Raw genomic sequence first — 13,060 nt, 5'->3', positions numbered from 1 at the left:
AACCATTAAATTTATGAGACATGAGAACAATAACATTTAATGAACTTCGTAAAATTAAAGATTCATTGCCTAGCGGTAGCATGCATAGAATAGCCGACGAACTAAATTTAAACGTCGACACGGTGAGAAATTTTTTTGGTGGTCATAACTTTAAGGAGGGGAAAAGTGTCGGAATACATCTTGAGCCTGGTCCGGATGGTGGATTGGTTATGATTGATGATACCACTGTGCTTGATCGGGCATTAAGGATATTGGATGAATTGAATATGAGAAAAGAAGAAGCTACCGAAGCTATGCAGGCTTAAATAAAAGATAAAGTCAGAATCCCAATTGGCAAAAACAATTGGGATTTCTTATTTGTTGAATTCAATAAAACAAACGAATTATGGAAGACAAATTAGTAACTTTAGCTATTCTGACTTATACAAAAGCTCAGATATTGAAGAATGTTCTTGAAAATGAGGGTATAGAGACGTATATTCACAATGTTAACCAAATACAGCCGGTTGTGTCATCTGGTGTGCGTTTGCGTATTAAAGAAAGCGACTTGCCTCGTGCTTTAAAAATCACAGAAAGTTCAGCTTGGCTTGCTGAAAGTATAGTGGGAGAGAAGGCGCCTAAAGTAGAACACCGTACTAAAAAGGTACTTATTCCAGTCGATTTCTCTAATTATTCGATGAAGGCTTGTGAATTTGGCTTTAATTTCGCGAAATCTTATGATGCGGAGGTAATATTATTACATGTTTACTTTACACCAATTTATGCTTCATCACTGCCATATGGTGATGTATTTAATTATCAGATTAGCGATGAAGAGACCGTAAAGAATGTGTTGCATAAAGTTCATGATGATTTGAATGCTTTATCAGAGAAAATAAAACAAAAGGTAGCGTCAGGCGAATTCCCTGATGTGAAATATACCTGTGTGTTACGAGAAGGCATTCCTGAGGAAGAAATATTACGGTATAATAAAGAACATCGTCCTAGAATCATTATAATGGGTACACGTGGTAAAAATCAAAAAGATATTGATCTTATTGGTAGTGTAACCGCTGAAGTGATAGAACGTAGTCATACTACAGTATTGGCTATCCCTGAGAATACTCCATTTAATAGTTTTAATGAAGTGAAACGGATAGCTTTTATGACAAACTTTGATCAGCGTGATTTGATTGCTTTTGATTCATTTATCAATGGACTTGATCCATTTCATTTTTCTGTTTCTCTTATTCACTTATCAGATGTAAAAGATACATGGAATGAGATAAAACTGGCAGGCATTAAAGACTATTTCCAGAAGCAATACCCGGATCTTGAAATTCATTATGATGTGGTAATGAGTAATGATTTTCTGAATAGTTTAGAAAATTACATTAAAACAAATCAGATTGATATTATTACATTAACTTCTTATAAGCGGAATATATTTTCTCGTTTATTTAATCCAGGCATAGCTCGTAAGATGATATTTCATTCTGATACACCGCTCTTAGTTATTAATGGATGATCAAGCTCTCAAAATGCACGATTTAAAATAATGGAATAATCTACATTATGTTTAATAGAAAAAGGCAACTTACTATACTTAAGTAAGTTGCCTTTTTGATAATGATAAATACACTATTTCTTATATTTTTCTGGAAAAATAAAGAGGTATCACTTTAGCTTGTGATACCTCTTTTTAAAGACAAGTTTTGTAATTTATATCTCTGATTAATCCATCAGTGAGATTAATTCATCAGTTTCTCTATAGCTTCAAATTCCGGTCCCATATTTAAGTTATAATAAACTCTATAAAGACCTTGCAGCCACAAATCTTTCTGATCAGGTTTTAGTTCTCTTGCTTTTTCGTAATACGGTTTAGCTTCCTCGTAGAACTTTTTGATGTTGGCTTGTGCTGTAGCATAATTCGGATCATTAATATCTGTTGGTGCTTTATCAGCATAGTCTTGTGCCTGTAGCAGATAGACTAATCCCAAGTTTGAGCATGCTTCTGCATATGTAGGGTCTACATCAAGAGTCTTCTTATAGAATTCAATTGCTTTCTCATAATCTTTCATATTATGATACAAATACGCTTTTACATACAAATATAATTTGTTGTTAGGATCTTTAGCCAACATGTCATTAGCAAATTGCATTGCTTTGTCATTCTGGTTAGAGCTACTATAATAATCAACCAGATTAGCAAAGAAATATTGATTTTCTGGGAATTTAACAATACCTTCCTGCAACTTCTCTACCCATTTGGCAGTATCGCCTTTAGCTTTATAAGCGTCTGTTAACAACTGCATTGCGAATTGGCCATTTTCTTTATCTTTCAAGGCATATTGAGCATATTTCATGACAGCATCCTTATCGCCTACTCTATCGGCAGCCAAAGTTGCATAATATGCTACTTGCGGTAAGATAGTGTCTTTTTCCAGTAGATTTTCTTTTTCTAACATAGGCAGTGTAGCTGCATCTACGTAAGCAGCAAAGAATTTTAATGCTTCTTCGTTTTGGTTTAGGTTAAAATACTGAATACCACCATTAATTAAATTGGGGCGTTCTGCCAGAATCGTTTTTGAGTTGGCACTTCTATATTTGTTTTTAATCTTACCCTTTTCATTGGGAATCTGTGCCAATTCGTCACATTTAACAAAATAATTATACATGTTCAGTACACTGTTGTATACCTTCAATGTATCATAGGGTTTTCTCAGATAAGCATTTTCCATCTCCTTTTCATTGATTCTTTTTTGGATATAACCAGCTACATCCCAAGTAGCTGCATTATCCTTTGTTTCAGGATTGGTTAGTGCTTCATTAATCAGCTGTTCAGCTTTTGCGAAGTCTGGTTTTACTTCACCGGCAATACTTTTCGCTTCTTTCACATTCTTTTCTTGAGCGAAAGCAAAACTTACAGCCATCAGTAAGACCATTGAAAATAATACTCTTTTCATGATTGTTGTTTGATTAATTATTAATATTATGTCTATTCTTCTGTTTCATTTACCAACGTGTCAGTTTCTGGATTACTTGGAATATTTCCCTCTCCCTCTTCTGCAGGAATTTCATCTTCCAAACTCTCTGACGTTACTTTACATACCGAGCCAATCTGGTCATTACGTTTCTCAAGATTTATCAGACGAACTCCTTGAGTTGCACGTCCCATAATACGAACATCAGCTACTTTCAGACGAATCGTGATACCTGACTTATTGATAATCATCAAGTCATTGTCATCTGTTACAGACTTAATTGTAACCAATTTGCCTGTTTTTTCGGTGATATTCATTGTTTTTACACCTTTACCACCGCGATTCGTTTTGCGATAGTCTTCAATATCGGAACGTTTACCATATCCTTGTTCTGAAACAACCATTACAGATTCTGTTTCAAGATCCTTGATGCAAATCATACCTATCACTTCGTCCTGTCCGTCATCATCCAATGTGATTCCTCGAACTCCAGTTGCTGTACGTCCCATAACGCGTACTGCTGCTTCATGGAAGCGTATTGCACGTCCATTACGATTAGCGATAATGATTTCATTGTTTCCGTTTGTCATACGTACTTCAATTACACGGTCGTCTTCACGAATAGTTATGGCATTTACACCATTCTGACGTGGACGCGAATATTGTTCTAATGATGTTTTCTTTATAACACCATTCTTGGTACAGAACAGTACGTAATGACTATTAATATATTTCTGATCATTCAAGCTCTTTACACGCAGGTATGCATTAACAGCATCGTCTGAATCTATGTTCAGTAAATTCTGTATTGCACGTCCTTTTGAGTTTTTGGTACCTTCGGGAATTTCGTATACTTTCAACCAATAGCACTTACCTTTTTGAGTGAAGAACATCATAGTGTTGTGCATTGTTGCCGGATAAATATGCTCAATAAAGTCTTCGTCACGGGTTTCAGTGCCTTTGGAGCCTACTCCGCCACGGTTCTGGGCACGGAACTCAGTTAATGGTGTACGTTTGATATATCCCATATGCGAAATGGTGATGATCATTTGGTCGTCTGCATAGAAGTCTTCCGGATTAAATTCTTCTGAAGAATATACGATTTCGGAACGTCGTTCGTCACCGTATTTAGCTCTTACTTCCAATAGTTCATCTTTAATCACCTTACGGCATACTTCATCATCAGCCAAGATACTTTCCAAATAAGCTATTTGCTTCATAACCTCGTCGTATTCAGCATGAAGCTGATCCTGCATCAAGCCGGTTAATTGGCGCAGACGCATTTCAACAATAGCACGTGCTTGAATTTCGCTCAGTTTGAAACGTTCCATCAGCCCGGAGATTGCGTCGTTAGGTGTTTTTGCTGCACGAATAATACGGATTACTTCATCAATATTATCCGAAGCAATAATTAACCCCTCTAATATGTGTGCACGTTCTTTAGCTTTACGTAGATCAAACTGGGTACGGCGAATGACCACATCGTGTCTATGCTCTACAAAATATACGATTAAGTCACGTAAATTCAGCATCTTAGGACGTCCGTTGACTAATGCTACGTTGTTTACACCAAACGAAGTCTGCAATGCTGTCATTTTATAAAGTTTGTTCAGCACTACACTTGCGTTAGCATCACGCTTGATATCGATAACAATACGCATACCTTCACGGTCGGACTCGTCATTAGCATTGGAGATGCCTTCTATCCTCTTTTCATTAACAAGGTCAGCGATTGCTTTGATCAATTCTGCCTTATTAACGTTGTACGGAATCTCTGTAACAACGATCTTGTCATGTGTTTGTCCAGACTCTATTTCGGCTTTTGCACGCATGACAACACGCCCACGTCCTGTAAGGTAGGCTTCACGTACACCACTTATACCATATATATATCCTCCTGTCGGAAAATCGGGTGCCTTTACGTATTCCATCAATTCCTCTACAGTAACATCTTTATTGTCAAGATAAGCTTCACAGGCATCGATGACTTCAGACAGATTATGAGGTGGCATGTTCGTGGCCATACCTACAGCGATACCCGAAGCCCCGTTGACCAGTAAGTTAGGAATGCGTGTTGGCATCACTTTGGGTTCCATCAGTGTGTTGTCAAAATTAGGCTCAAAGTCTACAGTTTCTTTGTAGAGGTCCTGCATCATTTCTTCACCTAATTTATTCAAGCGTGCTTCAGTATAACGCATGGCAGCAGGACTGTCACCGTCTACAGAACCGAAGTTTCCTTGTCCGTCTACCAACGGATAACGCATTGCCCATTCTTGAGCCATACGTACCATAGCAAAATATACGGAAGAATCTCCATGCGGGTGATATTTACCAAGTACTTCACCTACGATTCTAGCTGATTTTTTATAAGGTTTATCTGACGTATTTCCCAGTTCCATCATTCCGTAAAGAATTCTACGGTGAACGGGCTTAAATCCATCTCTAACATCAGGAAGGGCACGTGAAACGATGACCGACATGGAGTAGTCAATGTACGATGACTTCATTTCCTCCTCAATGTTAATCTTTATAATTCTGTCTTGTTCAAGCATTTAAAAAGATTATTAATTATACATTTGTGGCTTATGAAAAACCACGCTAAAGTACTACTTTTCCTTGATATACGAAAGTTTTAACGAAGAAAGTTTTTAGGCTTTTTAAAAGGGTCCGAAGTTAGTTCTTATAATATGATGATGCTTGTATACTGGCTGTATCAATTTCTTTTCTTTAGTAGTTTTTGTGTGTTTTATTGCTCTATTATATTATAATGTATAGAAATGAAAGAAATAATGGCACGACATTTGTTATATAACAAATAAAGCAAATGATGCATAAGCAAACGATATGAAATGCGTATATTTGCAAGTAAATAATCTCTTAGAAGAAGGAAGAAAAGTATGAATAATCAATTCTCACAAAAAGTTTCCGATATTATCGTATATAGCAAGGAAGAGGCCAACCGCCTGAGAAGTAGCTATATAGGCCCTGAGCACTTATTGCTCGGCATGCTTCGCGATGGTGAGGGAAAAGCAATCGAGATATTGTCTAAGCTCAAAACAAACCTGACCGACATAAAGAAGCAGATTGAGGCCATACTGAAAGAACATGCAGATGACATGCTGCTGCCTGATGCTGACGTTCCATTGTCAAATGGGGCTGCAAAGATATTAAAATTATGTATTTTAGAAGCACGTGTGATGAAAAGTCAAGTTGCAGATACAGAACATGTTTTGCTGGCTATTCTTAAAGATAAGGATAATTTGGCAGCTACAGTTCTTGAAGCCAACCATGTAGACTATCAGCAGGTGTTTGAACAATTGTCATTACAACCTGATATCAGTGCAGGTATGGGATTCACAGAGGATGATGACGATGAAGATGAGATGAATCAGTCTCGGTCCGCTCATGGAGCGGGTGAACATCAGCAACAAGCACAGACAGCTTCCAGAAAGCCGACAAATGATACTCCTGTGCTTGACAACTTCGGTACGGATATGACTAAAGCGGCCGAAGAAGGTCGATTAGATCCTGTTGTAGGACGTGAACGTGAAATAGAACGTTTAGCACAGATACTTAGTCGTCGTAAAAAGAATAATCCTATCCTGATTGGTGAGCCGGGTGTTGGTAAATCGGCTATTGTGGAAGGATTGGCGCTTCGTATTATTCAGAAAAAAGTGTCCCGCATTCTGTTTGATAAACGTGTGGTAGCGCTTGACATGACTGCTGTTGTGGCCGGAACTAAATACCGTGGGCAGTTTGAAGAGCGAATACGTTCTATTTTGAATGAATTGCAGAAGAATCCGAATGTGATTTTGTTTATAGATGAAATCCATACTATTGTCGGAGCCGGATCAGCTGCCGGATCGATGGATGCTGCCAATATGTTGAAACCAGCTTTGGCACGTGGTGAGATACAATGCATCGGAGCTACTACTCTTGATGAGTACCGGAAAAATATAGAAAAGGATGGTGCTTTAGAGCGCCGTTTTCAAAAAGTGATGGTAGAACCTACTACGGCTGAGGAGACTTTGCAGATTCTTCGTAATATTAAAGATAAATACGAAGATCACCACAATGTAAATTATACAGATGCTGCACTGGAAGCTTGTGTCAAGTTGACAGATCGTTATATAACTGATCGTAACTTCCCTGATAAGGCTATTGATGCATTGGATGAAGCCGGTTCACGTGTACATCTTACAAATGTCAGTGTTCCGAAAGAGATTGAAGATCAGGAGAAACTGATTGAGGAGGCTAAGAACAAGAAAAATGATGCAGTGAAATCGCAGAACTTTGAGTTGGCTGCCAGTTTCCGGGATAAAGAGAAAGAACTTACCACTCAATTGGATGTGATGAAAAAAGAGTGGGAAGAGCGTTTGAAAGATAATCGCGAAACGGTTGATGCAGAAGAAATTGCTAATGTTGTATCTATGATGTCGGGCATACCTGTACAGAGGATGGCGCAGGCTGAAGGTATAAAATTGGCCGGTATGAAAGAAGACTTACAGTCGAAAGTGATTGCTCAAGATGCTGCTATCGAGAAGTTGGTAAGAGCTATTTTGCGTAGCCGCGTCGGACTGAAAGACCCCAATAAACCAATTGGTACTTTTATGTTTCTGGGACCGACAGGTGTCGGTAAAACCCACTTAGCTAAAGAATTGGCTAAATATATGTTTGGCTCTTCGGATGCGTTGATTCGCATTGATATGAGTGAATATATGGAGAAATTCACAGTTTCGCGTTTAGTTGGTGCTCCTCCGGGATATGTAGGATACGAGGAAGGCGGTCAGCTGACAGAGAAAGTACGTCGTAAGCCCTATTCCATTGTTTTGCTTGATGAGATAGAAAAGGCACATCCTGATGTGTTTAATCTCCTGCTTCAGGTAATGGATGAAGGACGTTTGACTGACAGTTATGGCAGAATGGTTGATTTTAAGAATACGGTAATCATCATGACATCAAACGTTGGTACTCGTCAACTAAAGGAGTTTGGCCGTGGAGTCGGATTTGCTACACAAAGTCGCTTAGACGATAAAGAATTCTCGCGAAGTGTAATTCAGAAGGCTTTGAATAAATCATTCGCGCCTGAGTTTTTAAATCGAGTGGATGAAATTATCACCTTCGATCAATTATCATTGGAAGCTATTACGAAGATTATCGATATCGAGTTAAAAGGCTTATATGATAGAATAGATTCGATTGGTTATAAGCTGGTTATCGAGGATAAGGCTAAGCAATTCATTGCTTCTAAGGGCTACGATGTACAATATGGAGCCCGTCCGTTGAAGCGCGCAATTCAGGCTTATCTGGAAGATGGTTTATCTGAACTGATCATTTCGGCTTCTTTGAAAGAAGGAGATACAATAACTGTTTCTTTGAACGAAGAAAAAGGAGAGTTGGAAATGAATCATGAAGCCAAAACGACTGAATAGCTAAGTTATTTCCTTTGAGTATACGTCAAAATGTCAGACCTTCGGGTCTGGCATTTTTTTTGTCTGTATCTCTACAAAAAATAATTCGATTTAATAACCAGATAATTAAAAAATACACGTTATTATGCAAAAAGGTAATATTGGAGTTACAACAGAGAACATTTTCCCTATCATTAAAAAGTTTTTGTACAGTGATCATGAGATTTTCCTTCGGGAATTAGTCTCCAATGCTGTTGATGCTACACAGAAGTTGAATACACTGGCTTCTATCAGTGAGTTCAAAGGTGAATTGGGTGATTTGACCGTACATGTTTCATTGGGCAAGGATACTATTACCATTTCCGATCGAGGCATCGGTTTGACAGCTGAGGAGATTGATAAATATATCAACCAAATTGCTTTCTCGGGGGCAAATGACTTTCTGGAAAAGTATAAAAATGATGCTAATGCCATTATCGGGCATTTCGGTTTAGGTTTCTATTCCGCCTTTATGGTTTCTAAAAAGGTAGAAATCATTACCAAATCTTATAAAGAAGGTGCACAAGCGGTAAAATGGACTTGTGATGGTAGCCCGGAATTTACTCTTGAAGAGATAGAAAAGGCCGATCGTGGAACAGATATTGTATTGTATATCGATGATGATTGCAAAGAGTTCCTTGAAGAAGCTCGTATCTCTGCACTCTTGAAAAAATATTGTAGCTTCTTACCTGTACCTATTGCCTTTGGTAAGAAAAAAGAGTGGAAAGATGGCAAGCAGGTTGAAACCACTGAAGATAATGTAGTCAACGATACTACTCCTTTGTGGACTAAAAAACCGAGTGAACTTTCTGATGAAGATTATAAGAAGTTCTATCGTGAGTTGTATCCAATGTCTGATGAACCATTGTTTTGGATTCATTTGAATGTGGATTATCCGTTCCATCTGACAGGTATCCTCTATTTCCCGAAAGTAAAAAGCAATATTGACTTAAATAAGAATAAGATTCAGTTATATAGCAACCAGGTTTATGTGACCGATTCGGTAGAAGGTATTGTTCCGGATTTCCTTACTTTACTTCATGGAGTACTTGATTCACCGGATATTCCGTTGAATGTGTCCCGTTCATATTTACAAAGTGATTCAAATGTAAAGAAGATCTCGACTTATATTTCAAAAAAAGTTTCAGATCGTTTGCAGTCTATCTTTAAGAATGATCGTACACAGTTTGAAGAAAAGTGGAATGATTTAAAGATCTTTATTAATTATGGAATGCTTACCCAAGAAGATTTCTATGATAAAGCACAGAAATTTGCCCTATTCACAGATACGGATGGAAAGCATTACACTTTCGAAGAATATCAGGCTCTTATTAAAGATAATCAGACAGATAAAGATAAGAATCTGGTTTATTTATATGCCAATAATAAAGATGAACAGTTTGCTTATATTGAAGCTGCCAAAAATAAAGGATATAATGTGTTGTTGATGGATGGGCAGTTGGATGTGGCAATGGTGAGCATGCTCGAACAAAAACTGGAGAAATCTCGCTTTACTCGTGTAGACAGTGATGTTATTGACAATCTGATTGTGAAAGAAGATAAGAAAAGCGAAGTGCTTGAAGCCACTAAGCAAGAAGCTCTGACTGCAGCTTTCAAGAGCCAGTTGCCAAAGATGGAAAAGGTTGAGTTTAATGTGATGACTCAGGCATTAGGCGAAAATGGTGCTCCTGTAATGATTACACAAAGTGAATATATGCGTCGCATGAAGGAGATGGCAAATATTCAGGCTGGAATGAGTTTTTATGGCGAAATGCCGGATATGTTTAATCTGGTATTGAATTCTGATCACAAACTGGTAAAAGAAGTGCTGTCTGACGAGGAGAAAGAATGTAGCGCAGCTATTGCACCGGTACAAGCTGAATTGGATGAAGTGACAAAACGCCGTGATGCACTCAAGAAAAAACAAGAAGGTAAAAAAGACGAAGATATTCCTGTTGCTGAAAAAGATGAACTTAACGATTTGGATAAGAAATGGGATAATTTGAAACAACAAAAAGAATCGATATTTGCAGGATACGCAGGTAAGAATAAGGTTGTTCGTCAGCTGATTGACCTGGCATTATTACAGAACAACATGCTGAAAGGTGAAGCCTTGAATAATTTTGTAAAAAGAAGTATTGAGTTGATTTAGTCTATCACATTTAATTCATATAACATAAATTAAAAGAGCATTGCGCACGATAAAAGTGTCCGTAATGCTCTTTTTTTATTAATAAATGTGCGGTCAGAGTCGATAGATTAGAAACTATTGTATATATTTGAACGTTAAATCAACCATTTACACGATGTTTTGTTGAGCCTTATGAAGAAAGTTTTTTTATTGTTATTTCTCTTTTTACAGTTCTTACCAATGCTTGTCCACGCTCAGAAAGTTGGGTTAGTATTGAGTGGTGGCGGTGCAAAGGGGCTGACACACATAGGAATAATTCGTGCCCTGGAAGAGAATAATATCCCAATTGATTATATTACAGGTACTTCTATGGGAGCTATTATAGGGTCTCTTTATGCCATGGGATATTCACCTGATGATATGGAGACATTGCTGAAGTCAGATGACTTTAAACGTTGGTATTCTGGTGAAGTGGAAGAAAAATATATGTATTATTTCAAAAAGAATCTTCCGACTCCTGAACTTTTCAATATACGCTTTTCGTTCAAAGATTCACTTAATTTAAAGCCACAGTTTTTGCCAACCAGTGTGGTTAATCCAATTCAGATGAACCTTGTCTTTATCGATCTTTACGCACGGGCAACTGCTACTTGTGAAGGCGATTTTGATAAGTTGTTTGTGCCTTTTCGATGTATAGCTTCCGATGTGTATAATAAAAAACAACTTGTCTTAAAGCGTGGTGATCTTGGAGATGCAGTACGAGCCTCTATGAGTTTTCCTTTTATGTTTAAGCCCATTGAAATAGATAGTTTATTGGCATATGACGGTGGAATTTATAATAACTTTCCTACAGATGTCATGCGAGAGGATTTTCATCCGGATATAATTATAGGTAGTGTTGTTTCTACCAACCCGGGAAAACCGAAAGAAAATGATTTGATGAGTCAGATTGAGAATATGGTAATGCAAAAGACTGATTATTCTCTTCCGGATTCGGCTGGAATATTGATGACATTTAAGTACAACGATGTTAATCTGATGGATTTTCAACGAATGGATGAACTGGTGAAAATAGGATATGATCGGGCCATGGGCTTAATGGATTCTATCAAAAGTCGTGTTCATCGTAGAGTAAATATGGATAATATACGACTGAGGCGGTTGGTTTATAAAAGTAATTATCCGGAACTCCGTTTCAAAAATATATATATCGATGGTGCTAATTCTCATCAACAGGTTTACATAAAGAAAGAATTCCATACTTCAGATGATAAAGAGTTTACCTATGAGGATTTAAAACGGGGATATTTTCGTCTATTATCTGATAATATGATCTCAGAGATTATTCCTCATGCAGTTTTTAACCCCGAAGATGATACTTACGATTTGCATTTGAAGATAAAGATGGAAAATGAATTTTCTGTTCGTTTGGGCGGAAATGTGTCCACTACCAGTTCTAACCAAATTTATCTGGGACTTACATATCAGAATCTTAACTATTATTCGAAGGAGTTTACATTCGATGGACAATTGGGAAAAATATATAATAATGCTCAGTTTATGGCAAAAGTAGACTTTGCCACTACTATTCCTACTTCTTATCGCTTTATTGCTTCGATCAGTACTTTCGATTATTTTAAGAAGGATAAGCTTTTCTCTAAAAATGATAAACCGGCTTTTAATCAAAAAGATGAGCGTTTTCTGAAACTCAAAGTTGCTCTTCCTTTTCTTTCAAGTAAACGAGTGGAGCTTGGGTTTGGAATTGCACAAATAGAAGACCGGTATTTCCAAAATAATGTAATCGACTTCGATAAAGACAAATATGATAAAAGTGAATATCGTTTGTTTGGCGGTTCAGTAAGTTTTAATGGTAGTACATTGAATTTTAGACAATTTCCTACTCAAGGAGCACGAGAGGCACTCGTTGCACAGATATTTACAGGGAAAGAACGCTTTCGCCCTGGGGTGAATTCTGAGAGCAGGAAATCTACCGAAGAGAAACATTCATGGTTACAGTTATCCTATATGAAGGAGAAATACCATAAAATGGGAGCAAATTGGACATTAGGATGGTATCTGGATGCATTATATGCGTCTAAAAACTTCTCAGAGAATTATACAGCTACAATGATGCAGGCCAGTGAATTTGCACCTACTGCACATAGTAAATTAACATATAATGAAGCTTTTCGTGCCAATCAATATCTGGCAGCCGGGATACGGCCTATTTATCGTTTAAATCAGATGTTTCACGTTCGTGGAGAGTTTTATGGCTTTTTACCGATTTTTCCTATAGAAAGAAATCCAATTAATAAGGCTTACTATGGAAAAGCTTTCTCTCGTTTCGAATATTTGGGAGAAGTTTCAGTGGTATGTCAGTTGCCGTTTGGTGCAATCTCGGCATATGTAAATCATTATAGCTCACCGAAAAGGGAGTGGAATGTCGGTTTGACGCTCGGTTGGCAATTGTTTAACTATCGTTTCATCGAATAATTTATTTGCAAAAAAGTTTGCTG

Annotated in this window: 7 protein-coding genes; 5 read left to right on the top strand and 2 right to left on the bottom strand. The window is 37.5% G+C overall.

From position 1 onward, the window contains the following. The first annotated feature begins 20 nt into the window (after positions 1 to 20). Both R3O62_RS16020 and R3O62_RS16015 read left to right on the top strand, forming a co-directional pair. Entirely contained in the window at positions 21 to 305 is a 285-nt protein-coding gene (locus R3O62_RS16020; protein ID WP_005777873.1) for a hypothetical protein, read from the top strand. Positions 306 to 385: 80 nt separating this feature from the next. Then, positions 386 to 1,507 (top strand): universal stress protein, encoded by a 1,122-nt coding sequence (locus tag R3O62_RS16015; protein ID WP_022011368.1) that lies wholly within the window; start codon positions 386 to 388, stop codon positions 1,505 to 1,507. 223 nt (positions 1,508 to 1,730) lie between these two features. Here the strand turns inward: R3O62_RS16015 and R3O62_RS16010 are convergent, their stop codons facing one another. After that, the gene (locus R3O62_RS16010) at positions 1,731 to 2,945 is read right to left on the bottom strand and encodes a tetratricopeptide repeat protein (RefSeq protein WP_005777869.1); all 1,215 of its coding nucleotides are present in this window, start codon (positions 2,943 to 2,945) and stop codon (positions 1,731 to 1,733) included. A 32-nt stretch (positions 2,946 to 2,977) separates the two neighbouring features. Next, positions 2,978 to 5,515, bottom strand: a complete 2,538-nt coding sequence (gyrA, locus tag R3O62_RS16005) for a DNA gyrase subunit A (RefSeq protein ID WP_005806271.1) — start codon at positions 5,513 to 5,515, stop codon at positions 2,978 to 2,980. 345 nt (positions 5,516 to 5,860) lie between these two features. On the opposite strand from gyrA, the gene R3O62_RS16000 reads away from it, so the two are divergent. From R3O62_RS16000 to R3O62_RS15990, 3 genes are all read left to right on the top strand, one after another. After that, on the top strand, positions 5,861 to 8,395 hold the full coding sequence (locus R3O62_RS16000) for an ATP-dependent Clp protease ATP-binding subunit (protein ID WP_032539274.1): 2,535 nt from the start codon (positions 5,861 to 5,863) through the stop codon (positions 8,393 to 8,395). A 124-nt stretch (positions 8,396 to 8,519) separates the two neighbouring features. Further along, on the top strand, positions 8,520 to 10,565 hold the full coding sequence (gene htpG / locus R3O62_RS15995) for a molecular chaperone HtpG (protein ID WP_005806267.1): 2,046 nt from the start codon (positions 8,520 to 8,522) through the stop codon (positions 10,563 to 10,565). A gap of 219 nt (positions 10,566 to 10,784) precedes the next feature. Next, positions 10,785 to 13,037 carry a patatin-like phospholipase family protein gene (locus R3O62_RS15990; RefSeq protein ID WP_233481297.1) on the top strand — a complete coding sequence of 751 codons (2,253 nt, stop codon included), beginning with the start codon at positions 10,785 to 10,787 and terminating at the stop codon, positions 13,035 to 13,037. The last annotated feature ends 23 nt before the right edge of the window (positions 13,038 to 13,060 follow it).

Origin of the sequence: Bacteroides hominis, from assembly GCF_033042785.2 — a bacterium.
GTDB lineage: Bacteria > Bacteroidota > Bacteroidia > Bacteroidales > Bacteroidaceae > Bacteroides > Bacteroides hominis.
The sequence above is the reverse complement of the archived record's forward strand: the minus strand, read 5'-3'. Positions and strand labels throughout refer to the sequence as shown.